Annotated in this window: 22 protein-coding genes; 9 read left to right on the forward strand and 13 right to left on the reverse strand. The window is 71.5% G+C overall.

Annotation, left to right across the window (positions count from 1 at the left end; genetic code table 11):
* The first annotated feature begins 56 nt into the window (after nt 1-56).
* Complete coding sequence (locus tag G3I78_RS27930; protein ID WP_343243868.1) at nt 57-2,135, forward strand: nitrate- and nitrite sensing domain-containing protein; 2,079 nt, start codon at nt 57-59, stop codon at nt 2,133-2,135.
* A 100-nt stretch (nt 2,136-2,235) separates the two neighbouring features.
* Here G3I78_RS27930 and G3I78_RS27935 read toward each other — a convergent pair whose 3' ends face one another.
* From G3I78_RS27935 to G3I78_RS27960, 6 genes are all read right to left on the reverse strand, one after another.
* A complete protein-coding gene (locus G3I78_RS27935) occupies nt 2,236-3,156 on the reverse strand; it encodes an SDR family NAD(P)-dependent oxidoreductase (protein ID WP_164429380.1) in 921 nt (306 codons plus the stop codon).
* 61 nt (nt 3,157-3,217) lie between these two features.
* Nucleotides 3,218-4,456 carry a cytochrome P450 gene (locus G3I78_RS27940; RefSeq protein WP_164429382.1) on the reverse strand — a complete coding sequence of 413 codons (1,239 nt, stop codon included), beginning with the start codon at nt 4,454-4,456 and terminating at the stop codon, nt 3,218-3,220.
* Between the two features lie 35 nt (nt 4,457-4,491).
* Nucleotides 4,492-4,686, reverse strand: coding sequence for a ferredoxin (locus tag G3I78_RS27945; protein ID WP_164429384.1), 195 nt, complete (start codon nt 4,684-4,686; stop codon nt 4,492-4,494).
* Nucleotides 4,687-4,703: 17 nt separating this feature from the next.
* Complete coding sequence (locus G3I78_RS27950) at nt 4,704-5,891, reverse strand: FAD-dependent oxidoreductase (RefSeq protein WP_164429386.1); 1,188 nt, start codon at nt 5,889-5,891, stop codon at nt 4,704-4,706.
* Nucleotides 5,888-6,628, reverse strand: a complete 741-nt coding sequence (locus tag G3I78_RS27955) for an SDR family NAD(P)-dependent oxidoreductase (RefSeq protein ID WP_164429388.1) — start codon at nt 6,626-6,628, stop codon at nt 5,888-5,890. The genes G3I78_RS27950 and G3I78_RS27955 overlap by 4 nt, the downstream gene beginning before the upstream one ends.
* A gap of 25 nt (nt 6,629-6,653) precedes the next feature.
* On the reverse strand, nt 6,654-7,055 hold the full coding sequence (locus G3I78_RS27960; protein ID WP_164429390.1) for a carboxymuconolactone decarboxylase family protein: 402 nt from the start codon (nt 7,053-7,055) through the stop codon (nt 6,654-6,656).
* Between the two features lie 180 nt (nt 7,056-7,235).
* Here G3I78_RS27960 and G3I78_RS27965 point away from each other — a divergent pair, with 180 nt between their 5' ends.
* Nucleotides 7,236-8,849 (forward strand): NAD(P)/FAD-dependent oxidoreductase, encoded by a 1,614-nt coding sequence (locus G3I78_RS27965; protein ID WP_164429392.1) that lies wholly within the window; start codon nt 7,236-7,238, stop codon nt 8,847-8,849.
* Between the two features lie 66 nt (nt 8,850-8,915).
* On the opposite strand, the gene G3I78_RS27970 is transcribed toward G3I78_RS27965, so the two are convergent.
* A complete protein-coding gene (locus G3I78_RS27970) occupies nt 8,916-9,314 on the reverse strand; it encodes a nuclear transport factor 2 family protein (RefSeq protein WP_164429394.1) in 399 nt (132 codons plus the stop codon).
* A 24-nt stretch (nt 9,315-9,338) separates the two neighbouring features.
* Nucleotides 9,339-9,734, reverse strand: coding sequence for a nuclear transport factor 2 family protein (locus tag G3I78_RS27975; RefSeq protein ID WP_164429396.1), 396 nt, complete (start codon nt 9,732-9,734; stop codon nt 9,339-9,341).
* Nucleotides 9,735-9,868: 134 nt separating this feature from the next.
* Between G3I78_RS27975 and G3I78_RS27980 the strand changes: the two genes are divergently transcribed.
* Nucleotides 9,869-10,915, forward strand: coding sequence for a cyclase family protein (locus G3I78_RS27980; RefSeq protein WP_164429398.1), 1,047 nt, complete (start codon nt 9,869-9,871; stop codon nt 10,913-10,915).
* A gap of 50 nt (nt 10,916-10,965) precedes the next feature.
* Here the strand turns inward: G3I78_RS27980 and G3I78_RS27985 are convergent, their stop codons facing one another.
* Entirely contained in the window at nt 10,966-12,981 is a 2,016-nt protein-coding gene (locus G3I78_RS27985) for a dehydrogenase E1 component subunit alpha/beta (RefSeq protein ID WP_203615593.1), read from the reverse strand.
* A 195-nt stretch (nt 12,982-13,176) separates the two neighbouring features.
* On the opposite strand from G3I78_RS27985, the gene G3I78_RS27990 reads away from it, so the two are divergent.
* Entirely contained in the window at nt 13,177-13,884 is a 708-nt protein-coding gene (locus tag G3I78_RS27990) for a TetR/AcrR family transcriptional regulator (protein ID WP_164429400.1), read from the forward strand.
* Nucleotides 13,885-13,925: 41 nt separating this feature from the next.
* Here the strand turns inward: G3I78_RS27990 and G3I78_RS27995 are convergent, their stop codons facing one another.
* The 3 genes from G3I78_RS27995 to G3I78_RS28005 all read right to left on the reverse strand — a co-directional run bounded on the left by G3I78_RS27995 (nt 13,926) and on the right by G3I78_RS28005 (nt 17,029).
* On the reverse strand, nt 13,926-15,080 hold the full coding sequence (locus tag G3I78_RS27995) for an acyl-CoA dehydrogenase family protein (protein WP_164429402.1): 1,155 nt from the start codon (nt 15,078-15,080) through the stop codon (nt 13,926-13,928).
* Nucleotide 15,081: 1 nt separating this feature from the next.
* Entirely contained in the window at nt 15,082-16,140 is a 1,059-nt protein-coding gene (locus G3I78_RS28000; protein ID WP_164429404.1) for an alcohol dehydrogenase catalytic domain-containing protein, read from the reverse strand.
* Nucleotides 16,141-16,240: 100 nt separating this feature from the next.
* The gene (locus G3I78_RS28005) at nt 16,241-17,029 is read right to left on the reverse strand and encodes an enoyl-CoA hydratase/isomerase family protein (protein WP_343243869.1); all 789 of its coding nucleotides are present in this window, start codon (nt 17,027-17,029) and stop codon (nt 16,241-16,243) included.
* A 170-nt stretch (nt 17,030-17,199) separates the two neighbouring features.
* On the opposite strand from G3I78_RS28005, the gene G3I78_RS28010 reads away from it, so the two are divergent.
* Complete coding sequence (locus tag G3I78_RS28010; RefSeq protein ID WP_164429409.1) at nt 17,200-18,738, forward strand: long-chain fatty acid--CoA ligase; 1,539 nt, start codon at nt 17,200-17,202, stop codon at nt 18,736-18,738.
* Nucleotides 18,735-19,493 carry an SDR family NAD(P)-dependent oxidoreductase gene (locus G3I78_RS28015; RefSeq protein WP_164429411.1) on the forward strand — a complete coding sequence of 253 codons (759 nt, stop codon included), beginning with the start codon at nt 18,735-18,737 and terminating at the stop codon, nt 19,491-19,493. Before G3I78_RS28010 ends, G3I78_RS28015 begins: the two co-directional genes overlap by 4 nt.
* Nucleotides 19,494-19,634: 141 nt before the next feature.
* On the opposite strand, the gene G3I78_RS28020 is transcribed toward G3I78_RS28015, so the two are convergent.
* Entirely contained in the window at nt 19,635-20,573 is a 939-nt protein-coding gene (locus tag G3I78_RS28020; RefSeq protein ID WP_164429413.1) for an enoyl-CoA hydratase/isomerase family protein, read from the reverse strand.
* 49 nt (nt 20,574-20,622) lie between these two features.
* On the opposite strand from G3I78_RS28020, the gene G3I78_RS28025 reads away from it, so the two are divergent.
* The 3 genes from G3I78_RS28025 to G3I78_RS28035 all read left to right on the forward strand — a co-directional run bounded on the left by G3I78_RS28025 (nt 20,623) and on the right by G3I78_RS28035 (nt 24,389).
* On the forward strand, nt 20,623-21,645 hold the full coding sequence (locus G3I78_RS28025) for a CoA transferase (protein WP_239158078.1): 1,023 nt from the start codon (nt 20,623-20,625) through the stop codon (nt 21,643-21,645).
* Nucleotides 21,639-22,997: an amidohydrolase family protein gene (locus tag G3I78_RS28030; protein WP_164429415.1), complete on the forward strand. Its 1,359-nt coding sequence runs from the start codon at nt 21,639-21,641 to the stop codon at nt 22,995-22,997. Before G3I78_RS28025 ends, G3I78_RS28030 begins: the two co-directional genes overlap by 7 nt.
* 129 nt (nt 22,998-23,126) lie before the next feature.
* A complete protein-coding gene (locus G3I78_RS28035) occupies nt 23,127-24,389 on the forward strand; it encodes an amidohydrolase family protein (protein WP_343243870.1) in 1,263 nt (420 codons plus the stop codon).
* Nucleotides 24,390-24,397: the final 8 nt, after the last annotated feature.

A 24,397-nucleotide genomic window follows, 5' to 3' on the forward strand; every position in this document is an offset into this window, starting at 1 on the left:
TCGTGTCGAAGACCTCATCCGCTCCCCGCCGGGGACTCGTGACCCGCAACTGGCGTGTGGCCAGAAAGCTTCAGGCCATCCTGCTCATCCCGGTGCTCGTCGCGCTCGTCCTGGGCGGCGTGCGAGTCAAACGCTCCGTGGACACCTGGCAGGCCGCCGACGACGCGGTGCGGGTGGCGGAGCTGGTGCAGGCGGCGAACAAGTACGCCAGCGACGCGATCAACGAACGGGACGTGTCGGTCATCCCGTTGGTCGACGGCGACCGGACGTCGAGCGTGGTCACCAAGGCCCGGGCGGTCACCGACGCGGACGCGAAGGCGTTCGACGCGGCGGTGGCCCGGATGCCGCGGACCCCGGGCCTGCTGCGCCGCGTCGAGCTGGTCCGCGCGGGCGAGAAGCAGCTCGCCGCGGTCCGCGCCGACGCCTTCACCGCGAAGCTGACCGGGGTGCAGACCGAGGAGAGCTACCACGCCGTCCAGCACCCGCTGATGGAGATCTCCAACGAGCTGGGCTTCGGCAGCACCAACCAGGCGAGCTTCGGCCGCAGTCTCTACGCCGTCTCCCTGACCCAGGCCGCCGAGTCCCTGATCCGGGCCATCGGCACCCACCTCCTGGTCGAGGACCGCGACAAGCTCGCCCAGGGTGAACTCCAGTCCCAGCTCGGCTCGTTCAGCTCCTACGTCTACCTCGAACAGGTCGCGCTCCAGGAGTACGCCGGTGCCGGCACCGATGCCGACATGGCCCGGCTGCGCAAGGCGCTGACCGACGCGGAGAAGCAGGGCAAGGAGCAGGTCCAGGCGGCGAAGGAGCGGGCCGAGGCGGCCGGCAAGACCTTCGTCGCCCCGCCGGACCTGGACACCATGGCCGCCGAGATCGCCTCCGGGAAGACGGCCACGCAGCTCGCCGCGCGGGGCATCACGGCCGAGACCTTCTTCGCCGCCTCCACGCTGAGCTTCGACGCGTACCGCGGTGTCGAGGTGTACCTCACCGACACCGCCCTCGCGGACGCCCACGACATCGCGGACGACGCCCGGCGGGACGCGATCGTCAACGCCGCGCTGGTGGTCGCCGCGGTCCTCGTCGCCTTCCTGCTCGCCGCGTGGGTGGCCAGGACCATGAGCAGCAGCATGCGGAGACTGAGCGCCTCGGCCCACGAGATCGCCGGACAGCGGCTGCCGGCCCTGCTGACGCAGCTCACCCGGGACATCCCGGGCCGGGTCGACCCGCTGGTGGCGCCGATCCCGATCACCACCACGGACGAGATCGGCGAGGTCGCCCGCGCCTTCGACCACGTGCACCGCGAGGCCGTCCGGCTGGCCGCCGAACAGGCCCTGCTGCGCGCCAACATCAACACGATCTTCGGCAACCTCGCCCGCCGCAACCAGTCGCTGATCGAGCGCCAACTCGCCCTGATCACCGGCCTGGAGGGCAAGGAGGCCGACCCGGACCAGCTGGCCAACCTCTTCAAGCTGGACCACCTCGCCACGCGCGTGCGGCGCAACGGCGAGAACCTCCTGGTGCTGGGCGGCGAGACCCCCGCCCAGCAGTGGGACCAGCCGCTGCCCCTGGTCGACGTGATCCGCGCGGCGTCCTCGGAGGTCGAGCAGTACGAGCGGGTGGAGCCGTCGGGGGTCCCGGAGGCGGAGATCCACGGCCGTGCGGTGACCGACCTGGTGCATCTGCTCGCCGAACTCCTGGAGAACGCCACCACCTTCTCCTCCCCGCACTCCCTCGTCCGCGTGACCGCGGCACGGCTGCCCGACGGCCGGATCATGGTGGAGATCCACGACCGGGGCATCGGGCTGCCGCCCGAGGAGCTGGCGGAGATCAACCACAACCTGGCGAACCCGCCGACCGTGGACGTGGCGATCTCCCAGCGCATGGGCCTGTACGTGGTCGGACGCCTCGCGGACCGGCACGGCATCCGGGTCCAGCTGCGCCCGTCCGACGAGGGCCAGGGCACGACCGCGCTGGCGATGCTGCCCGACACCATCACCTACCGGGGCGCGGGAGCGCAGAACGACGACGACACCCTGGCCCTGGCGGCCTTCGCGGACGGCGGCTTCCCCGAAGGCGGTCCCGGGCGCGGTTACGAGTCGTGGGACGAGCAGCCGGCACCCCGGCCACGGTCCTGAGCGGCACCCGGAACCACTGCTCAGGGCATGCCGATGTGCCCGCGCCGGAGCATCACGGGCAGGACGGCTCCGGCACGGGCACGCTTGTCGGGGCCGCTTCCTAGCCGCCGTACTGGTGCTTGAGGAAGGCTCCCGACCACGCCATCAGGTCGGCGGGGACGTAGTAGCCCTTCTCGTCGTTGATGGCGTCCCAGTTCCCGGCGACGTCCTCGATCGAGGCGGGTCCGCCCTCGTGGGCGTAGCCCTCGGTGGAGCCGATGAACAGGCGCGCGAAGCGGCCCGCACCGGCGGTGTAGATCTCCCCGCTGACCGGGCAGCTCTCGTGCGCGAGGTAGGCGACCATAGGCGCGACCGCGTCGGACGGCATGTACGGCTGTCCGGGCGCGGCCTCGGCGGGCTCCTCCTCGGGGCCGCCGCCCATGCGGGTCATCGCGGCCGGTGCGATCAGGTTGACCTTGATGCCGTGCGGCTCCCCCGCCAGCTTCGCGCTGCGGGCCAGGCCGATGGTGCCGCCCTTGGCCGCCGCGTACGACAGGTTGTTCGGCAGCCCGAGCACTCCGCTGGACGTGGTCAGCACGACCCGGCCGTAGCCCTGTGCCACGAAGTGCGGCCAGGCGGCCCGCAGGGTGTTGAAGGAGCCGAGCAGGTGGACGGCGAGGTGGCGTTCGAGGTTGTCGAGGTCGACCTCGGGCAGGCCCGCCCAGCGGATGATGCCGGCGTTGTTGACGAGGACGTCGATCCGGCCGAAGTGCTCGATCGCGGAGTCGACGATCGCCCGGCCGCCCGCCTCCGTGGACACGTCGTGGGTGTCGGCGACGGCCTCGCCGCCGGCCGCCCTGATCTCGTCGACGACCTGCTGCGCGGGCCCGGTGTCGGTGCCCTCGCCCTCCATCGAGCCGCCGAGGTCGTTGACGACGACCTTGGCGCCCCGGGCCGCCAGCAGCCGGGCGTGGGCCCGGCCGATACCGCGGCCCGCGCCGGTGACGACCGCCACGCGTCCGTCGAAGCTGAACTCGCTCATGGTGACTCCGTACGTTCTCGGGCGGTGTCCGGCGGCTCCGGGCGCCCTGGGCTGAGGGGACCTACCAGGTGACCGGCAGCTCGCTGATCCCGAAGGCGAGCGCGTCGGACGGGCGGAAGTCGAGGTCGTCGCGGTCGACCGCCAGGCGCAGGGTCGGGACGCGCCGGTAGAGGGTGCCGTAGACGACCTGGAGCTCGATGCGGGCGAGCTGCTGGCCGAGGCACTGGTGGATGCCCCAGCCGAACGCGTGGTGGTGGCGCGCGTCCCGGGTGAGGTCGAGTTTCTCCGGCTCGGGGAAGGCGTCCGGGTCCCAGTTGCCGGCGGGCAGCGGTACGACGATGCCGTCACCGGCCTTGATGTCCGCGCCCTCGAACTCGAAGTCCTCGGCGGCGATCCGGCGCTGTCCGAACTGCGCGACGGTGAGATACCGCAGGATCTCCTCGACCGCGGGAGCCACGTCCTTGGAGTCCTCGATCTGCCGCAGCGCGCCCAGCTGTTCGGGGTTGTCCATGAGGAGCGCGGTGCCCACCGTGATCATGGTGGCGCTGGTCTCGTGCCCGGCGATCAGCAGGATCATGGCGAGCAGGGTGGCCTCGGGGAGGGTGAGGTCACCGTCCTTGACGCGTCCGGCGAAGTCGGTCAGGACGTCCTCGCCGGGCTCCTCCATCTTCTTCTGGAGGAGTGCCGCGAGGTAGCCGCCGAGCGCCGCGTTGGCCTGGTTCTGCTCCTCGGTGGTCTTGTCGCTGCGGGTGGCGAAGGAGGCGTGCTCGTGGAAGAACTCGTGGTCGTCGTACGGCACTCCGAGCAGCGCGCAGATCATCAGCGAGGGCAGGGGGAGCGACACGGCGTGGACCAGGTCGACGGGGTTCGGGCCCGCGAGCATCTTGTCGATGAGGTCGTCGGTGATGCGCTGGATCTCCGGCCGCAGCGCCTCCATGCGGGGGCGGGTGAAGGGGCGCGTCATCATGCGGCGGATGCGCGTGTGGTCGGCGCCGTCGGCGTTGAAGATGGTGAGCGGGTGCAGGTGGGCGCTCTCCGCCATCGGCCGGTTCGGGAAGGGGAACCCGGGCAGCTTGTCGTCGGAGCTGACCCGGGGGTCGGACAGGATCGCGCGCTGCGCCGCGTGGCCGGTGACGAGCCACGGGGTGCTGCCGTCCCAGATCCGGCCCCGGGTGACGGGCGAGGTGTCGTTCAGGGCGCGCAGTCCGGGCGGCGGTGCGAACGGGCACTTGGCGTCCCGGTCGTCCTGGTAGTCGTAGATCCGCTCGTCGGGAGCGGGGTGGGTGGCGGCCTCGGCCATGGGTCTTCCTCCAGCTGTGGGGGGGGCTCGGCGGTCTATTCCTCGATGCGGATGGCCAGCGCGGGGCAGACCGCGGCCGCGTTGCGGACGTCGTCGGCCAGTTCCGCCGGGGGGTTCTCGTCGAGGACGACGACGATGCCGTCGTCCTCGCGCTGGTCGAACACGTCCATGGCGGCGGACACGCACTGTCCGGCGGCGACGCACTTCTCCTCGTCGACGACAACCTTCATGGGTCTCTCCTGGTCGTTCAGTGGGTGGGGGCGGGAGCGGTCTCGAGGGCGTCGACGACCTCCTGGCGGCGCAGCCGGGTCTGCTTCGGCATGTTCCAGCCGAGGACACCGGTGACCCGGCCGTCGACGCGGTACCGGGCGACGAAGCGGCGGGCCGCCAAGTCGCCCTCGACGACGTCCACTTCGGCGTCGGCGGGCAGGAAGCCGTGGACCTGGAGCTTGGCGTCGAACTGGTCGGTCCAGAAGTACGGGACGGGCAGATAGGGCCGTTCGTCGCCGAGGATGCCGGCGGCGACGGCCATGGCCTGTTCGGTGGCGTTCGTACGGTTCTCCAGGCGGACCAGCCGGCCGAGGTGCTCGTGGTGCCAGCGGGCCACGTCGCCGACGGCGTGGATCCCCTCCCGGGCCCGGCACCGGGAGTCGCACACCACGCCGTTGTCCAGTTCGAGCCCGCTGTCCGCGAGCCAGTCCGTGGCCGGTACGGCGCCGATCGCGACGACCACGACATCGGCCGGGAGCACCTCGCCGGTGCCGAGTTCGACGCCGGTGACCCGGCCGTCCGCGCCGGTCAGGCCCGTGACTCCGGTGCCGAGCCGCAGCCGTACGCCGTGTTCGGTGTGGAGTTCGGCCAGCACGCCCGAGACCAGCGGGCCCACCTGGAGGGCCATGGGCGCGGCGAGCGGTCCGGTGAGGGTGACGTCGAGGTCCAGCCTGCGGGCGGTGGCGGCGATCTCGGAGCCGAGAACGCCCTCGCCGACGACCACCAGCCGCGAGCCGGCCAGCAGGTCCGCGCGCAGGGCGAGCGAGTCGTCGAGAGTGCGCAGCACATGGACTCCGGCCAGGGCGTCCTGACCGGGAAGCCTGCGGGCCCGTACCCCGGTGGCGATGACGATCGCGTCGGCGCTCAGCTCGTGCCCGGCCTCGGTGCGCACGGTCCGGGTCGGCACGTGCAGCGCGGCCGCCCGGTCGCCGAGGCGGAACTCGGCGTCCAGTCCGGCGAGGAAGTCACCGGGGCGCAGTTGGGCGCGGGCCGGCTCCCAGTCGCCGGCGAGGACCTGCTTGGACAGCGGCGGGCGGTCGTAGGGCGCGTGCGGTTCGTCGCCGAGGACCGTGAGCGCTCCGGTGTAGCCCTTGCGCCGCAGCGCCTCCACCGTGGCGAGTCCGCTCGCGGACGCGCCCACCACCAGGATGTTCTCCGTGCTCATACGAGGTAGCGCCCGCCGTTCGTGCTCAGCGTCTGGCCGGTGACGTAACCGGCTTCCTCGGAGGCCAGGTAGGCCACGGCGTGGGCGACGTCCTCGGGGGTGCCGGCCCGCTTCATCGGCATGGTGGCGGCGATGGCCTCCACGTCGACGGGCCCCTGGCGGACCAGCGGGGTGTCAATGAAGCCCGGCGGCACGTGGTTGACGGTGATCCCCTTGTCGATGTACTCGACGGCCAGCGCCCGGGTCAGTCCGATGACGCCGCCCTTGGAGGCCGCGTAGTGGGCCATGGCGGGCGCGCCGGTCTGCGCGGACGAGGAGGAGATGTTGACGATCCGGCCCCAGCCGGCCGCGACCATGTCGGGCACGAGTTCCCTGGTGACCAGGAACGGTCCTTTGAGGTTGATCGCCATCATGCGGTCCCAGGCGTCCTCGGCGATGTCCGTGAACGGTTGGTAGGCGGTCGTCCCGGCGTTGTTGACGAGGACGGTGACCGGCCCGAGCTCCGCGCGGGTGCGGGCCGCCGCGGCGGCGATCTCTCCGGCGTCGGCGGCGTCGACGCCGACGGCGATGGCATTGCCGCCCGCCTCGTTGATCGCGGCGGCGGTCTTCTCGGCGCCCTCCGCGTTGAGGTCCCATACGGCGACCGCGGCGCCCTTGGCCGCCAGTACGGTCGCGATCCCCTGGCCGATGCCGCGGGCGCCGCCCGTGACGACCGCGACCTTTCCCTGAAGTGTCATGCGTGCTCCTCGTGTGCCTGGGGCGCTATCCGGCCAGTGCGGCGCGGGCCGCGGTGCGGGCGGCCGTCGCCCGGGGGTAGCCGGCGTATCCGGCGGAGTGGTAGATGACCTCGGCCAGTTCGTCCTCGGTGAGGCCGTTGGTCAGGGCGATCCGGAAGTGGGTGCGCAGTTCCGTCTCGGCGCCGAGCGCGATCAGGACGCCCAGGGTGACCAGGCTGCGGTCCCGGCTGCCGAGCCCCTCGCGGGCCCAGAGGGCGCCGTACACGGTCGTCAGACCGATCTCGACGAGGTCCTCGCCCAGCTGCCCGTCCCGCAGGTCGATGTCGCCTTCGGGGAACACGCCGGGCAGCGCCTCCCGCAGGGCCTTGAGGCCCGCGGCACGCAGATCGGGCCCGACCGCGGGCTCCAAGACGTCGTTGTCGGTCATACGCGGCTCCTGCTTCGCGAGAAGGCGTCCATCGCCCTGAGCGAAAGTTAGTTCAACCGGTCGGTACAATCAATACCTATTGATCGAGCCCATCGGCTCATCTACTCTCGCTCTCAATATTCGACCGACCGGTCGGACAAATCATCCGGGAGCAGCAGCCCCTGTCACATTGGAGGGCAGATGAACGGATCGACCGAGGTCGACGTTCTGGTCGTCGGAGCCGGTGTCACCGGCATCTACCAGCTGTACCGGGCCCGCGAGGAAGGCTTCTCGGTACGGCTGATCGAGGCCGGCACCGGCGTGGGGGGCACCTGGTACTGGAACCGCTACCCCGAGGCCCGCTTCGACTCCGAGAGCTACACCTACGGCTACCTGTTCTCCAAGGAGCTGTGGGAGGAGTGGGAGTGGTCGGAGCGGTTCGCGGGGCAGCCGGAGATCGAGCGCTACTTCAACCACGTCGTCGACCGCTTCGACCTGCGCCGGCACATGGTGTTCGGCGCCAAGGTGACCTCGGCCGTCTTCGACGAGGCGGCCGGCGCCTGGACCGTGACGACGGACGACGGCACCGAGCACCGCGCGCGCTACGTCGTCGCGGCGACCGGCATCCTGTCGGTGCCGTTCGTCCCGGAGATCCCCGGGCGGGCCGACTTCCGCGGCGACCAGCACCACACCGGCCGCTGGCCCAAGGAGCCGGTCGACTTCGCCGGCAAGCGGGTCGCGCAGATCGGCACCGGCTCCAGCGGGGTGCAGATCGTCCCGGCCATCGCCGACGAGGTCGAGCGGCTCACGGTGTTCCAGAAGGTCGCCGACTGGGCCACGCCCCTCAACAACGCCCCGATCACGCCCGAGGAACAGGCCGGTCTCAAGGCGGACTTCGAGTCGATCCGCGACACGCTCAACACCTCGGTGAGCGGGTTCCTGCACCAGATCACCATGCGCTCGGGCCTGGACGACTCCCCCGAGCAGCGCCAGGAGTTCTACGAACAGCGGTGGAACGGCCCCGGGTTCACCAAGCTGTCCGAGCACTACTACGACATGACGACCAACCCGACGGTGAACCAGGAGTGGTGCGAGTTCATCGCCGCCAAGATCCGGGGCATCGTCGAGGACCCGGACACCGCCGAGAAGCTGATCCCCAAGGACCACGGCTACGGCGGCCGCCGACCGCCCTTCGTGACCGGCTACTTCGAGGCGTTCAACAAGCCGGGCGTCGAGCTGGTCGACATCAACGAGACGCCGATCATCCGCATCACCGAGACCGGCATCGAGACCGGTGACGGCACGCGGGAGTTCGACGTCATCATCTGGGCGACCGGCTACGACTTCGGCACCGGCGCGCTCAACCGGCTGGGGGTGCGCGGGCGCGGGGGCCTGCCGCTCGAGGAGTACTGGAAGGACGGCCCGTCGACGTACCTCGGGGTCGCGGTCGCCGGCTTCCCCAACTTCTTCTTCCCCGGCGGTCCGCACGGCGCGCTCGGCAACAACCCGCGCTACTCGGGCGACCAGGTGGACTTCGTCACCGACGTCCTCGTGCACGCCCGTGAGCACGGCCATGACGTGGTCGAGGTGACCGACGGCGCGGAGCGGGAGTGGACCGACCTGGTCAACGACAGCTCGGGGCAGTCGTCGTTCCTCAAGAGCAGCTACTTCTACGGGGCCAACATCCCCGGCAAGCCGGTCCGTCAGCTGCTGAACCCCACCGGGCGGTGGAAGCTCCAGGAGCTGATCAAGGAGGTCGGCGCGAACGGCTTCGACACCTTCGGCTTCTCCAAGGCAGCCGGGCAGGACGCCTGAGCGCCGTCGCGGGGCCCCGCCGGGATCGGATGTCCGTCCCGGCGGGGCCCTGTGCTGTCCGTGCGGTTACTGGAGGAAGGTCGTCACCCGCTTCCGGAACCGCCAGACGCCGTCACGCCGGGTCAGCGTGTCGTCGTAGCGGCCCACGATCTGGACCGCCCAGCCGGCCTCGCCGCGCTGGAGGAAGGCCAGGTCGCTCACCGCGCTGACCTCGTCGTCGGTCACCTGGGTGACCACGGTGTTGGCCGTCAGGTGGAGTTGCGGCTGACTCGGTGCGAAGGCGGTGTAGCCCTCGCGGATGGCCTCGCGGCCCTCGAAGGTGCCGATGCCGGCTATCTCGGCGACGCCGTCGGGCCAGAACAGGTCGGCCAGGTCGGCGAAGCGGCCGGTGTCCAGCGCCTGGGCGTAGGCGCCGACGGCGGCCTGGACGTCGGCCGCGGCCGACGCCTCGATCGAAGTGCTCATCTCGCTCCCGAGGGTGGGGGTCGGCTACTGGAAGGTGGTGCTGCGGCGGTGCAGGCGCCAGGCGCCCTCGTGCAGCCGCAGGGTGTCGTCGTAGTGGCCGACGAGCTGGACGGCCCAGCCGGTCTCGCCGCGCTGTAGGAAGGCCACGTCGCTGGTGGCGGTCGCCCCGCCGTCGGCCGTGGCGGTGACGACGGTGTTGGTCACCAGGTGCAGCTGGGGCTGCGCCGGCTCCCACGCCTTGAAGGCCTCGCGGAGGGCGTCATACCCCTCGACCGGTTCCATGCCCGGCAGTTCGAGCACGGCGTCGGGGGTGTACAGGGCGACGATGTCGTCGGTGCGGCCGGCGTCCTGCGCCTGGGTGTGCGCGCCTATCACGGCCCGCACACCGGCCGCGACCCACGCCGCTGTGGATTCGCTCAATTCGTCCTCCAAGATCGAAGCATCTTTCGACCACTCAGTCTATTATCAATCGAGAGATTTGTTGACCGTTCGGTCCAATCTCAATAGCATACTGACGGCTGTCAACGGGGACCGTCGCACGAGGAGGCAACATCGTGAGCAAGCGTTGGAAGCAGCGTCCGCCCGGTTCGACCTGGGGCGAGTTCGGCGAGGACGACGAGCTGGGGCGCATCAACCTGCTGACCCCGGAGAAGGTGCTCCAGGGGGTGCGCGAGGTCGAGCACGGCGTCACGTTCAGCCTGAGCCTGCCGCTCGACTATCCGGGCGGCACGGCCCTGAACCAGCGCCGCTACCCGCCGATCCTGCGGCCCACCGAGGACCTCCAGCACAACCAGGACGTCTTCTACAACGTCGTGGCCCGGGACCGGATCGACCCCTCGCTCATCGACGTGTGGTCCGACGACGTGGTCACGCTGTGGCTCCAGTACTCGACCCAGTGGGACTCGCTGGCCCACCAGGGCGCGGAGTTCGACGCGGACGGCGACGGCGAGGCCGAGCCGGTCTACTACAACGGCTACCGGCCCGGCACCGACCTGGTCGGCCCGCGGGAGGACGCCAAGGGGGACGGCAGCGGGAGCGTGAGCTTCGCCCGCCACCTGGGTCTCGAGCACATGGCGCAGCACGGCGTGCAGGGCCGGGGCGTGCTGATCGACCTCGCCCACCACCTGGGCACCGGCTACCAGCCGGTCGGCTTCAAGCAGCTCCAGGAGATCATGGCCGCGGACGACGTGGTCGTGGAGCCCGGTGACATGGTCCTGCTGCACACCGGCTTCGCCACCCAGGTCCTGGCCTGGAACAAGAACCCGGACCCGGTGGCCATCCACCAGACGGCCGCCTACCTCGACGCGGACGACCCGGACATCCTGAAGTGGATCGCCGACTCGCAGATGTCGGCGCTGATCGCGGACAACTACGCGGTCGAGGGCGTGGGCGTCACCCGGGCCGAGGGCCGGCACACCCTGCTGCCCATCCACCACCTGTGCCTGTTCAAGCTGGGCGTGCCGCTGGGCGAGCTGTGGTACCTCCACGACCTCGCGGCCTGGCTGCGCGAGCACGACCGCAGCCGCTTCCTGCTGACCGCTCCCCCGCTGAACCTGCCCGGCACCCAGGGCAGTCCACTGACGCCGGTCGCCACGGTCTGACGTATCGACGCGGAAGGGGCCCTCCGAGGAGGGCCCCTTCCGCGTGTGCCTCAGACGGCCGCGATCCGCCGTACCGTCGCCGCGATCGTGTCCCTGGACGGCAGCCATGTCCGCTCCAACGAGGGCGCGTAGGGCGCCGGGACCGGCGGCGGGGCCACCCTCGTCACCGGTGCGTCGAGATGCCAGAACCCCTCGTCGACCGCGAGGGCGGACAGCTCGGCGCCGACGCCGAAGTCCTTCACCGCCTCGTGCGCGATGACCAACCGGTTCGTCCTGGCCAGGGAGTCGAGCACGGTCTCGCGGTCCAGCGGGGCAATGGTGCGCAGGTCGATCACCTCGACGCTCACCCCCTCACCGGCCAGGGTCTCGGCGGCGGCGAGGCAGTCGTGAACCATCCGGGACCAGGAGACGAGGGTGACGTCCGTGCCCTCGCGGACGACCTTCGCCTTCCCGAGCGGGATCAGGTGGTCCGCGTCGGGGCGGGGGCCCTTGAGGCCGTACTGGAGCCGGTTCTCGACGAAGATCACCGGGTTCGGGTCCCGGACGGCGGCGCGCAGGAGGCCGTAGGTGTCGGCCGGGTTGGAGGGCATCACCACGGTCAGGCCGGGGATGTGCGCGAGCAGGGCCTCCAGGCTCTGGGAGTGCTGGCTGCCCGAGGAGCGTCCGGCGCCGAACTGGGTGCGCACGACCAGCGGCAGGGAGGCCCGGCCGCCGGTCATGAAGCGGAGTTTGGCGGCCTGGTTGAGCAGCATGTCCAGGCAGACACCGATGAAGTCCATGTACATGATCTCGACGACCGGCCGCATCCCGGCCATGGCCGCCCCCACCGCCGTACCGATGACGGCGCTCTCGCTGATCGGGGTGTCGCGCACCCGGCCCGGGAAGGCGTCGGCGAGGCCGCGGGTGAGGCCGAAGACGTTGCCTCCGGCGCCGACGTCGATGCCGGCGACGAACACGGAGGGGTCCGTCCTCAGTTCGTGCTCCAGGGCGAGGCGTACGGCGTCCATCGAGCGGAAGATCTCGCCGGAGGCGGAGGCGGAGGCGGGAGCGGGTTCCGGTACGGCGGTGCGCGGGGCGGAGACGAAGTCGTACAGCGTCTCCGGGGCGGGCTCGGGCAGGGTGCGCGCCCACTGGACGGCCGCCTCGATCTCCTTGTCGATCTCCTCGTCCACGGCGTCCACGAGGGCGCTGTCGACGCCGGCCCCGGCGAGGTGGCGGCGGGCGACGATCAGGGGGTCGCGCTCCTTGGCGGCGGCGACCTCCTCGGGGGTGCGGTAGCGCTCGGGGTCGCCCTCGTAGTGGCCGTGCCAGCGGTAGGTCTCGGCCTCGACGAGCACCGGGCCGCCGCCCTCGCGCAGGCGTTCCACCACGTCGGTCATCATCCCGGCGACGGCCAGGACGTCGTTTCCGTCGACGTGGGCGTAGCCGATGCCGTATCCGGCGGCGCGGGCGGAGAGCGGGGCGCGGTGCTGTTCGGAGGCGGGCGAGAACTCCGAGTAGTGGTTGTTCTCGCAGAGGAAGACCACCGGCAGGTCCCACACGGCGGCCAGGTTCACGGCCTCGTGGAACATGCCCTGGGCGACCGCGCCGTCGCCGAAGAACGCCACGACCACGTCCCCGGCCGCGCGCAGCTTGGCTGCCGTGGCCACCCCGGCGGCGATCGGGAGGCCGGCGCCGACGATGCCGTTGGCGCCGTAGATGCCGAGACGCGGGTCGGCGATGTGCATGGAGCCGCCGCGGCCGTGGTTGGTGCCCGCCTCCTTGCCCATCAGCTCGGCCATCATCGACGCGGTGTCCAGGCCCTTGGCGAGGACGTGGCCGTGGCCGCGGTGCGTGGAGGTGATGCCGTCGCGCTCGCCCAGCGGCCAGCAGGCGCCGACGGCGGTGGCCTCCTGGCCGATCGACAGATGCAGGAAGCCGGGGATCTCCGTCGCCTTGTACAGCTCGGACGCCCGCTCCTCGAAACGGCGGATCCGGCGCATCCGCCGGTACATTTCCAGGAGTTGTTCCGCGTGCGCGGATCGGGTCCCCGTGCCCGCGTCGATGAACTGCGGTGCCTGAGTCATGGGCGTCCTCGCAATGCTCGCGCGGACGGCGCGCCCCGCGCCGTCCGAGTCCGTCTTTTAATGTACCGTTTGGTCTAGCAAACTAGAGTGACGACATCCCGGGGACCGCTGTCCCCCCGGACGCCCCCGCAGCGCCCGGTGCGTGCCCCGGGGTTGGGTCGGTTCGACCCGTCGTCTCGTCAGGGGAGAGATGCGATGCCACGACCGCCAGGCCACGGGCCGGACTTCGAGGTCCGGCGCCAGAAGATCATCGACACGGCCGCCGAGCTGTTCGCCCGCCAGGGCTACGCGGCGACCTCCGTCAACGACTTGGGCCGTGCCGTGGGGCTCGCCAAGGGAGCGCTGTACTACTACATCGGCTCCAAGGAGAACCTGCTGATCGAGATCCAGGGCCGGGTGATGAGCCCGCTGCTGTCCCGGGCCCGCCAGATCGCCGAGCTCGACGTGGATCCGCTGGTACGGCTGCGGCTGCTGTCCGAGTCGCTGCTGACGATCATCTTCCACCGGCTCGACCACATCTGGGTGTACGAGCACGACTACCGCAGCCTCACCGGCCCCGAGCTCCAGACCCTGCTGGGCCAGCGCTCCGACTTCGAGCACCTGATCACCGGGCTGCTGATCGACGCCGCCGAGCGGGGCAGCTTCCGCGTGGTCGAACCGCGCCTGGCGACCCTTCAGTTCCTCAACCTGCACAACCACACTTACCAGTGGGTCAGGCCGGGGGGCCGCTGGGACCCGCCCTATCTGGCCCGGGAGTACTGCGCGACCCTGTTCCGCGGCTTCGGGGCGACCGAGGACGCCCTCAAGGACACCGAGGCGAAGGCCGCGCAGTTCACGCGGGACCGGCCGGAGCTGCCGCTCGACCCCGAGGCGGTCTGGGAGCCGGCCGCGGTCGGGAGCTGACCGGGACCCGCGGTGCGCTCCGGCGCACCGCGGGACACTCGTCATACGCCCTTCACCAGGGCCCGGGCGATGACGTTGCGCTGGATCTCGTTGGTGCCCTCGCCGATCTCCAGGATCTTGGCGTCGGCGTAGAACCGGGAGATCTCCGACTCCCGCACATAGCCGTAGCCGCCGTGGATCTGCACCGCCTCGGAGGCGGCCCGGTTGGCGACCTCGGAGGCGTAGAGCTTCGCCATGGCGGCCTCGGTGCTGTGCGGCCGTCCCCGGTCTGCGAGCCAGGCCGCCCGGTAGACCATCCAGCGGGCCGCCTCGACCTCGGTGCCGATGTCGGCGAGCTTGTGCGAGACCGCCTGGAAGTCCGAGAGCGGGCGCCCGAACTGATGGCGTTCGGTGGCGTGCTTGAGGGCCAGCGCCAGGGCCGCCTTGGCCAGCGACAGACCGAGGGCGGCGACGCTGATACGGCCCTTGTCCAGCACCGACAGGAACTGCCGGAGCCCGCCGCCCTCCTCGCCGATCAGATGGTCCTCGGGGATCCAGCAGTCGTCGAAGACCAGTTCCCGGGTGTCCATGGCGTGCCAGCCCAGCTTCTTCAGCTTGGGGCCGCAGCTGTAGCCGGGGGTTCCGGTGGGGACGTAGAAGGTGGCGTAGCCCTTGCGGCCGTCCGCGCCCTTGCCGGTGGTGGCGAGCAGGGTGACGCCCTGGCTGATGTCGGTGCCGGCGTTGGTGATGAACATCTTCGTGCCGTTGAGCAGCCAGCCCCCGTCCGCACGGCGGGCCGTGGTGGCGATGCCGGCGGCGTCGGAGCCGGCGTCGGGCTCGGTCAGGCCGAAGGCGCCTATCGCCTCCCCACTGGCCAGTGGGGTGAGCCAGCGCCGCTTCTGGGCCTCGGTGCCGTAGGCGAGCAGTGGCAGGGTGGCGATCGTCGAGTGCGCGTTCCAGGAGGAGGCGACCGACTGGTCGGCGGCGCCGAGTTCCTCCATGACCGCCACGTAGGAGACGGTGTCGGAACCCGCTCCGCCGTACTCCTCGGGCACCAGCATGCCCATCAGGCCGAGTTCGCCGAGCTTGGTGAAGACGTGGGTGGGGAAGTGCTCGTTCTCGGACCACTCGGCCGCGTGCGGGCTGATCTCCTTGGCCGCGAACTCGCGGACCATGTCCTGGAGGTCCCGGGTCTCCTCCGGCAGGTCGAAATCCATGTCACAGTCCCTTCGGGGTCAACAGAACCTTGAGGTGGCGGGCCCGGTCGGCGGCCAGGTCCGCGAAGACCCCGGCTCCCTCCGCGAGCGCGAAACGTCCGGTGATCAGAGGTGCGGCGTCCAGGCGTCCGGTGCTCATGAGGTCGATCACGCGGGGGATGTCGTGGTGGTAGCCGAGCGTGCCGAGCACGGCTCGCTCGTAGAAGACGAGCTGCCCCATGTCGAACTCGACCTTGCCGTGCCCGACACCGGCCAGAACGACCCGTCCGCCACGACGGACGGTGGCGACGGCCTGCGCGGCGAGCGCGGGCACGCCGGTCGCGTCGATGACGACGTCAGGACCGATGCGGCCGGTCTTGAGGAACAGCTCCCGGCGTACGTCGGTCTCGCGCGGGTCGTAGGCCTCGGTGACGCCGAGTTCGAGGAGGCGGTCCCGGCGCTCCTTCAGGGGTTCGCTGACGTGGAGACCGGCGGCGCCCGCGAGCTTCGCGGCCAGGACCACGGCGAAGCCGATCGGGCCGCCGCCGACGACCAGGACGTTGTCGCCGGGGCGTACTCCCCCACGGGTCACCGCGTGCAGGCCGACGGCGAGGGGTTCGGCCACGGCCGCCGACTCGTCGTCGACGTTGTCCGGCAGGCGGGTCAGGCCGGCGATCGGGACGGTGACGCGGTCGGCGAAGGCGCCGGGGGAAGCGAGGCCGACGGAGCCGCTCCTGGGGCAGATGTGGTACTCGCCCCTGACGCACCAGTAGCAGACTCCGCAGCGCCATACGGGGTCTGCGGTGACACGGTCCCCGACGGTGATGCCGGGTACTTCTGCGCCCAACGCTCTTACTGTGCCGCTGAGTTCATGGCCGAGGGCGAGTGGGGGGCTGGCCCCGGTGAGGGGGTGGGGCCCGTTGCGGATCATGTGGGGGCCTTCGAGGTACTCGTGGAGGTCGGTGCCGCAGACTCCGCACCAGGTCACGTCGATGACGGCTTCGTGGGGCTGTGGCTCGCGCGGGTCGGGGAGTTCCTCCAGCCGCAGGTCCCTCGGGCCGTGCCAGCGCAACGCCTTCATTTGTCCGTCCCCTTCGTGTCGTACGCCTTGTGTGAGTGCCGCGGATCGCCGTCTGCCGGGTGCGGGCTCTTCGTGGCCGGTCGCGCAGTTCCCCGCGCCCCTACAGGGCCCCTTCGGGGCCCCTGAAGTTCGCCTTGCCCGGGCCGTGCTCCAAGAAGGAGCTGATGCCGTGGGTGGCGTCCTGAGTGGCGAACACACCTGTGAACAGGGAGCGTTCCAGGGCCAGGCCGGTCGACAGGCCGGTGTCGGCACCGTGGTCGACCGCTTCCTTGATGGCCTCCAGGGCTGCCGGTGGGCCCTCGGCCAGGCGGTGGGCATAGGCGAGGGCGGTGTCGAGGAGCGTGTCCTTGGGGACCACCTCGTCGACCAGGCCCAGTCGCAGGGCCTCCTCCGCGTCCACCCGGCGGCCGGTCATCAGGAGGTTCTTCGCCCGGGACGGGCCGATCAGGCGGACCAGGCGCTGGGTGCCGCCCGAGCCAGGCATGATGCCCAGCTGCACCTCGGGCTGGCCGAGGACCACGTCGTCCGCCGCGACGCGGTAGTCGGCGGCGAGGGCCAGCTCCAGGCCGCCACCGAGGGCGTAGCCGGTGATCGCGGCGATCACCGGCATGGGGAGCCGGGCGACCTCGTCGAAGGTCCGCTGGAGCGCGCGGTTCCAGACACGCACCTCCTCGGGGTCCATCAGGGACAGGGCCTTGATGTCCGCGCCGGCCGCGAAGAGCCGGTCCCCTCCGTGCAGGACCACGGCACGTACGCCCCGGGCGTCCGCCAGTTCGCGCGCACGAGCGGCCAGCTCGTCGCGCTGGCGGTCGTCGAAGGCGTTCATGGGCGGGTTGTCGAGGCGGACCGTGACGACGGGTCCGTCGGTGTCGAGGCGGATACGTGGCACGAGGCCCTCCTCCGCGGGGAGCGGCATCGCCGGTGGTCGGACGGGTTGTCGCTCGACGCGCGTCGTCGTAGAGTGCGATCAGGTTTTATAGACCAAGAGGTACACTAAATCTTGGGAGCGAGCAACCGACCGGTCGGGACATTCCCGGCCGCCGAGCCGAGAGAGTTGCCGTGCACAATTTCGCCAGCATCCTCGATTACCACCTGTCACAGCGGCCCGAGGCCGTGGTCGTCGTACAGGAAAAGCAGCGCCTGACCGTGCGGGAGCTGCACGAGCGGGTGAACCGGCTGGCCGCGGGACTGGCCGAGCTGGGCGTCCGGCGCGGTGACGTCGTGGGACTGCTGCTCTACAACCAGCCGGAATTCCTGGAGCTGGTGTACGCGGCGGGACGCCTCGGCGCGGTTTTCCTGCCGCTGAACTACCGGCTGTCCGAGGAGGAATGGCGGTACATCCTGGGGCACGCGCAGGCGAAGGTCCTCGTGACGGAGCCGGAATTCGGGCGGGCGGCGGACCGGATCGCCGCGCAGCTGCCGGATCTCGAGCACCGGATCCAGGTCGGCGGCGAGAGCGTCGCCGAGCCGTGGACCGGGTACGAGGAGCTGCTCGCCCGGCATCCGGGGGCCCGGGTGGAGCCCGTGGAGACGGGGCCCGACGACCTCCAGCGGCTGATGTACACCTCCGGGACCACGGCCCGCCCCAAGGGGGTGTGCGTCACCCACGGCAATGTGCAGGCGAAGAACCTGGCGCACATCGTCCACTTCGGGCTGACCGCCGCCGACACCACGCTGATCGGCGGCCCGCTCTACCACGTGGGCGGACTCGACATGCCGGCCCTCGGCGTCCTGTACGCGGGCGGACGAGTGGTCCTGCAGAGAAAGTTCGACCCGGTCGGGGCGCTGCGCTCGATCGAGGAGCACCGCGTGACCAATGTGTGGCTGGCGCCCGCGATGGTCAACGCCGTCCTGGAGGTGCCGGATCGGGAAGGCTACGACACCTCCTCCGTGCGCTTCGTCCTGGGCGGCGGCGAGAAGACGCCCGAGCCGGTGCTGCGGCGCATCATGACCGCGTTCCCGAACGCCTGGTTCGCCGACGCCTACGGGCTGACCGAGACGGTCTCCGGCGACACGTTCCTCGACCGCGAGCACGCTCTGGCCAAGCTGGGCTCGGTCGGGCGTCCGGTGCCGCACACGCGCGTGCGGATCGTCGACGACACCGGCAAGGAGGTCCCGGCCGGGGAGCTGGGCGAGATCACCCTGCGCGGGCCGAAGGTGTTCGCGGGCTACTGGCGGGACGAGAAGGCCACTTCGGCCGCGCTGCGGGAGGGCTGGTTCCACACCGGGGACATCGGCCATGTCGACGAGGAGGGCTTCCTCTACATCGACGACCGCAAGAAGGACATGATCGTCTCCGGCGGCGAGAACATCGCGACCCCCGAGGTGGAGCGGGTGCTGTACGAGCACCCCGCGGTGCTGGAGGCCGCCGTGGTGGGGCTGACGCACCCCCGCTGGGGCGAAGTGCCGCGCGCCTTCGTGGTGTTGCGGCCGGGGACGGACACGGGGGCTGCGGAGCTTCGGGAGTTCTGCCGGGCCCGGCTGGCCAGGTTCAAGGTGCCCGCGCGCTTCGACTTCGTCGGCGAACTCCCCCGTACCCCCTCGGGCAAGGTCCTCAAGCGGACCCTGCGCGACCTTCCCGCCGAGGAGCCCTCGTGAACGACCTGCGCCTGGACCGCAAGACCGTGTGGGTGACCGGGGCCGGAAAGGGACTCGGCCGGGCGATCGCCGTCGCCCTGTGCCAGGCGGGCGCGGCGGTGGCGGTGACCGCGCGCACCGCGTCGGACCTGGCGCGGCTGGAGTCCGAACTCGCCGGGGACGGCGGCAAGGTGCTGGTCGTGCCCGGCTCGGTCGCCGACTCCGACGCGGTGCGGGACATGGTCGAGCGGATCACGCGGTGGTCGGGCCGGCTGGACTCGGTCGTCAACTGCGCCGGGATCAGCCCGCACTTCACCCGCAGCGAGCACGTGACGGACCAGGACTGGCGGCAGGTCATGGACGTCAACCTCCAGGGCACGTTCCACTGCTGCCGCGAGGCCGGCAAGGTGATGCTGGAGCAGCGCTCCGGGTCGATCGTCAACGTCTCGTCCGTGCACGCGAGCACGGGCTTCGAGCGGATCGCCGCGTACGCCGCGAGCAAGGGCGGCGTCGAGGCGCTGACCCGGGCCCTCGCGGTGGAGTGGGCCGACCGGGGGGTGCGGGTCAACTCCCTTGCCCCCGGCTACTTCCACACCGACCTCAGCTCCGGGCTGCTGGACAGCCGCTGGGGCGAACGGATCGTGCGCTCCACTCCGCTGGGCCGGGTGGGCAGCCCCGACGAGCTGGGCGGGGCCGCGGTGTTCCTCGCGTCGGACGCGTCGCGGTTCGTGACGGGGACGACGGTCACGGTGGACGGAGGGTGGTCGGCCTGGTGAGCGAGGGGGCGGGGGGGCTGAGGCTGCGCAGATCGGGGTCGGCTGCACCCGGGAAGGCCGTCTCCACGGCGCCACACCTCGCCCACGACCTCTCCAGCCGTACGACGGGACGGGTGCGCTGCTCCGGATGGACGGCGGGCTCTACCGAGCGTCGCCCGTGACCTCGTCGACGAGCCCCCAGGCAAGGGCCTCGTCTGCTGTCAACTCTCCGCCGGACAGGGCGAGACAGGCCGTGCGCTCCCGCCCGATCCGCACCGGGAGACTCGCCGTGCCGCCCGCGCCCGGGATCAGCCCCATGCCGACCTCGGGCAGCCGGACCACCGTGTCCGGCGCGGCGAGCACCCGGCCCGCGAACGCCGAGAGCTCGATGCCCGCGCCGACACAGGCGCCGTGCAGATGGGCCGTCACCTTGGGGGCGCACCGCTGGAGGAGAGCCGCGGGACTGCGCCCGACGCGCACCAGGTGGGCCAGGGCGGGGTCATGGGACGTACCGAACTCGGCGAGGTCTCCCCCGCTGCAGAACGCGGGGCCGTTGCCGCGCAGGTCGACCCGGGTGAGCGTCGGGTCGGCGACCGCGAGGTGCAGCGCCTCGCACAGGGCGTCGCGGGTGGCGGCGTCGAAGGCGTTGCGCACCCAGGGCCGGTCCAGGGTCACGGTCAGCCGTGCGCCGTCCCGCGCCAGCCGGACCGGTTCGGTGGCGGGACGCGGGGTTCGGCGGGGAGCGGCGGCGAGCCAGTCCCGGAAACCGCTGCCGCCCTGGAGGGTCGAATAGGCGAGGGACTCAAGGACCAGCTGGTCGGGTCCGGTGAGCCGGGCGCCCATGCGCAGCACCTGGACCAGCGCGAGGGCCGCGGCGGGCTGGGCCGTGACGACTTCCTCCAGTCGACGGGCGGTGGCGTACGGGTCCGCGCAGGACACCCACGGTCGGGGCGGGTCGGAGGCGCCGGTCAGCAGGATGTCGAAGCCTTCCGGCGGTTCCCTGCGGTCGCCTGCCACACCCACCAGCACCCGGTCCTGTGGCTCGCCCACGCTCGGTGGCGCTGTGCGGTCCAGGTCGACCAGCAGGAAGGGCGGCTGCATGAGCACCGGAGTGTAATGTGAAACCGCCTGCGCGGAGAAGGGCGTTCACTTGCTGAAGAATGCTGCTCTCGACCACTGGCTGGAGCCGGTGGAGCCGTTCCTCGCCCCGCTCGCCGACGCGGCACACGACTTCACCGAACTGACCGGCGTACCGGTCGACCTGCCCACAGTGCTCTTCCTGCGCGCCGAACTGATGGGCCACCCGCTCCCCGGCCGGACCTCGGCGGGCGGCTCCTGCCGGCTCCTGCGGACGGCGGACGGCTGGGCGGCGGTCAACCTGGCCCGGCCGGACGACACGGCCGCCGTCCCCGCGCTGGTCGCGCTGCTGGGCTCGCCGGACGCCGAACTGTCCGACGCCGCCGAGCGGGTCACGGCGGCCGAGGTCGCCCGGAACGCACAGCTGCTCGGCATCGCGGCGGCGGAACTCGGCTCGGCCCGCGACGGCCGCGCACCTGTCCTGGTCGAGCGCCTGGGGCAGCCTCGGCATCGGCCTCGGCATCGGATCGTCGACCTGTCCGCCCTCTGGGCGGGGCCGTTGTGCGCCCGGCTGCTCGGGCTCGCGGGGGCCGAGGTCGTGAAGGTGGAGAGCTCGACCAGGCCGGACGGGGCGCGCTTCGGCTCTCCGGAGTTCTATCGCCGGCTGCACGAAGGCCACGAGAGCCTGGTCGTGGACTTCCCGTCCGAGGCGCTCACCGAACTGGTCGCCGGGGCCGACGTGGTCATCGAGGCGTCCCGGCCGCGGGCGCTGCGGAGGCTCGGCATCCACGCCGAGCGTTTCCTGGCGGCCCGGCCCGGGCGGGTCTGGGTCGGCATCACGGGCTACGGCCGCGCGGACGACCGTATCGCCTTCGGGGACGACGCGGCGGTGGCCGGCGGTCTGACGTCGGCCGACGCCGACGGAGACCCGCTCTTCCTCGGCGACGCGCTCGCCGACCCTGTCACCGGCGTCTTCGCCGCCCACGCCGCCGCGCGTTCCCTGGCCCGGGGCGGCGGGGAGTTGCTGTGCGTGTCGATGGCGGCCTGCGCGGCGGCCCTCGCGGACTCCGCCGCGGGGGAGCGCCGACCGTGCTGATCAGGAACGTCGAGGTCGAGGGCCGGGGCCTGGTGGATGTGCGCGTCGAGGAGGGGCGGGTCACGGAGATCGGGGCGCGGACGGCGGGGCGGGGTGCGGAGACCGGGGCGCGGGCGGCGGGGCGGGGTGCCGCGCCTGCGTCCCTGTCCGAAGCCGCAGACCGCCCTCGCGACAAGGACCTCACCGAACTCCACTCCACTGAAGACGAGTTGGACGGTCGAGGCGGCGCCCTCCTCCCCGGTCTGCACGATCACCACATCCACCTCGCGGCCCTCGCCGCCGAGGCCGCGTCCGTGCGGGTGGGTCCCCAAGAGGTGCGCGGTGTCGAGCAGTTCGCGGCGGCGCTGCGAGGTGGCGTGGCCGGGGCGTGGGTGCGGGCCGTCGGGTATCACGAGAGCGTCGCCGGGGAGTTGGACCGGCGGGTGCTGGACGAGATCGCGCCGGACAGGCCGGTGAGGGTGCAGCACCGGACCGGGGCGCTGTGGGTGTGGAACAGCGCGGCGCTGCGGGCGGCCGGGTTGAGGGCTGAGGGAGACGGGCGGTTCTGGCGGGAGGACGAACGGCTGCGGGGGTTCACCCCGCCGGTCCCGCTGGATCTGGAGGGCCTGGGACGACGGGCGGCGGCCCTGGGGGTCACCGGGTTCACCAACGCCGATCCGCGTCCCGGGCCGGGGCTCACCCAGCTGCTGTCGGTGCTGCCACAGCGCCTGGTCGTGATGGGCGTCGACCCGCCGGTGAAGCTGATGCTCGACGACACGACCCTGCCGACGCCGGACGCGCTCGCGGCGACCATGGCGGCCGTACGGCCCCGGCCGGTCGCCGTGCACTGTGTGACCCGGGTGCAGTTGCTGGTGACCCTGCTCGCCCTGGACGAGGCGGGCCCGGTACCCGGCGACCGGATCGAGCACGGCTCGGTGATCCCGGCCGAGACGATCCCCTGGCTGCGGCGGCTCGGTGTGACCGTGGTGACGCAGCCGCACTTCCCGGTGGAGCGGGCGGCCGCCTACGCGACGGACACCGACCTCGACGACCGGCCCCACCTGTACCGCTGCCGCACCCTGGCCGAGGCCGGTGTCCCGGTCGCCGCCGGGACCGACGCGCCGTACGGCACCGCCGACCCCTGGGCGGTGATGCGCGCGGCCGTGGCCCGCGACGACGGCGAGGCGATCACCCCACGGACCGCACTGGGCCTGTTCCTCGGCGAGCCGGGGCGGCCCGCACGGGCCCGCACGGTCGCCGTGGGTGCGGCCGCCGACCTGTGTCTGCTCCGGGTGCCCCTGCGCGAGGTCCTCGCCACGCTGTCCGGCGAGACAGTCCGTACCGTCCTCGTCGGCGGACGACCGGTGTCCTGACGTCCGCGTCCCTTTCCCTTGACGCACGGAATCGAGAAGGGTACATCTGATTCCATCAATTGTGGAACGACCGGTCGGTACTCACAATCAGCTCGGAGAGAGGTACGACCCGTGTTCAAGGAATTTGTCGTGTCGGGGGACTCGCACATCATCGAGCCGGTGGACCTGTTCAAGGACCGGCTCCCCAGGCAGCTGCGTGAAAGGGCCCTCTGGGAGGAGGAGTTCACCCTCGACGAGCCGATCGTGGAGGGCGGGCACACGGAGTTCAAGAAGCTCCACACGATCGGCTTCGACGGCTGGACCATTTCCAAGTACCGGCAGCACGGCGGTGAGACCCCGGACGGCGAGCCGGACCACATCATCCGGGACATGAACCTCGACGGTGTCGACGCGTCGGTGATGTTCCCCAACCTGTCGCTGTTCGTCCTGTTCACCGACGACCACGAACTGTCCATGGCACACGCCCGCGTGTGGAACGACTACATCGCCGAGCGCTTCCTGCCGTACAGGGACCGGCTGCGTCCGACGGCGGCGATCCCGCTCACCGACATCCCCGAGGCGGTCGCCGAGATCGAGCGCTGCGCACGGCTGGGCCTGGGCGCGATCCTGCTGCCGGAGACCCCGCCGGCGCCGTACTACTCCCCGGTCTACGACCCGGTGTGGGCCGCCGCCCAGGCGCACGGGATGCCGGTGTTCTTCCATGTCGCCACCGGCGGGGTGATGGTCAAGGAGGCCGTGTCGGAGACGGCGGTCACCGTGCGGGGCATGATGACGGCCGTCAACATGGGCAAGGGCCAACTCACCGACGACATGGTGTCGGGCCGGCTGCTGGCCGGCGGGGGCGGCGACGGCGGCCCGCGCCGCATCGTCGCGCAGCTCGTCGGCGGCGGGGTCTGCGAGCGGTTCCCCCGGCTCCACTTCAACCTCATCGAGTTCAGCGCCGGCTGGCTGGTCTCCTACATGGGCCACATGGACAAGGCCTGGCGGACCGGCACCGGCCAGGACCCCGACTGGTGGCTCGGGTTCTGGGACGACAGCCGCTCACCGAAGGACCAGCCCGCGATGGGGCGGCTGTTCACCGTCAACGACAAGTGGCCCTACCCGCTGAAGCCCAGCGAGTACATCCAGCGCCAGATCCACGTGCAGTTCGCGGACGACCCGACGGCGGTCAAGGCCCGTCACATCACCGGGCTTTCGACGATCATGTGGGGCAACGACTACCCGCACGCGGAGGGCACCTTCCGCAGCAGCGCCGAGTGCATCGCGGAGAACTTCGACGACACGGTCTCCGACGAGGACCGCGCGGCGATCCTGGGCGGCACGCTGGCCGACGTCGTGCACTTCGACAAGTCGAGGAAACTGGCGCCCGCGCAGGTGACGGAGGACGCCTGACGGAGCGG

This window comes from Streptomyces sp. SID13726 (assembly GCF_010548375.1).
GTDB lineage: Bacteria > Actinomycetota > Actinomycetes > Streptomycetales > Streptomycetaceae > Streptomyces.

Bases quoted from the DNA above. Each gene is read 5' to 3' on its own strand.
- G3I78_RS27935 (WP_164429380.1), bottom strand. From the start codon at position 3,156: ATGAGCGAGTTCAGCTTCGACGGACGCGTGGCGGTCGTCACCGGCGCG.
- G3I78_RS27940 (WP_164429382.1), bottom strand. From the start codon at position 4,456: ATGGCCGAGGCCGCCACCCACCCCGCTCCCGACGAGCGGATCTACGAC.
- G3I78_RS27945 (WP_164429384.1), bottom strand. From the start codon at position 4,686: ATGAAGGTTGTCGTCGACGAGGAGAAGTGCGTCGCCGCCGGACAGTGC.
- G3I78_RS27950 (WP_164429386.1), bottom strand. From the start codon at position 5,891: ATGAGCACGGAGAACATCCTGGTGGTGGGCGCGTCCGCGAGCGGACTC.
- G3I78_RS27955 (WP_164429388.1), bottom strand. From the start codon at position 6,628: ATGACACTTCAGGGAAAGGTCGCGGTCGTCACGGGCGGCGCCCGCGGC.
- G3I78_RS27960 (WP_164429390.1), bottom strand. From the start codon at position 7,055: ATGACCGACAACGACGTCTTGGAGCCCGCGGTCGGGCCCGATCTGCGT.
- G3I78_RS27965 (WP_164429392.1), top strand. From the start codon at position 7,236: ATGAACGGATCGACCGAGGTCGACGTTCTGGTCGTCGGAGCCGGTGTC.
- G3I78_RS27970 (WP_164429394.1), bottom strand. From the start codon at position 9,314: ATGAGCACTTCGATCGAGGCGTCGGCCGCGGCCGACGTCCAGGCCGCC.
- G3I78_RS27985 (WP_203615593.1), bottom strand. From the start codon at position 12,981: ATGACTCAGGCACCGCAGTTCATCGACGCGGGCACGGGGACCCGATCC.
- G3I78_RS27990 (WP_164429400.1), top strand. From the start codon at position 13,177: ATGCCACGACCGCCAGGCCACGGGCCGGACTTCGAGGTCCGGCGCCAG.
- G3I78_RS27995 (WP_164429402.1), bottom strand. From the start codon at position 15,080: ATGGATTTCGACCTGCCGGAGGAGACCCGGGACCTCCAGGACATGGTC.
- G3I78_RS28000 (WP_164429404.1), bottom strand. From the start codon at position 16,140: ATGAAGGCGTTGCGCTGGCACGGCCCGAGGGACCTGCGGCTGGAGGAA.
- G3I78_RS28020 (WP_164429413.1), bottom strand. From the start codon at position 20,573: ATGCAGCCGCCCTTCCTGCTGGTCGACCTGGACCGCACAGCGCCACCG.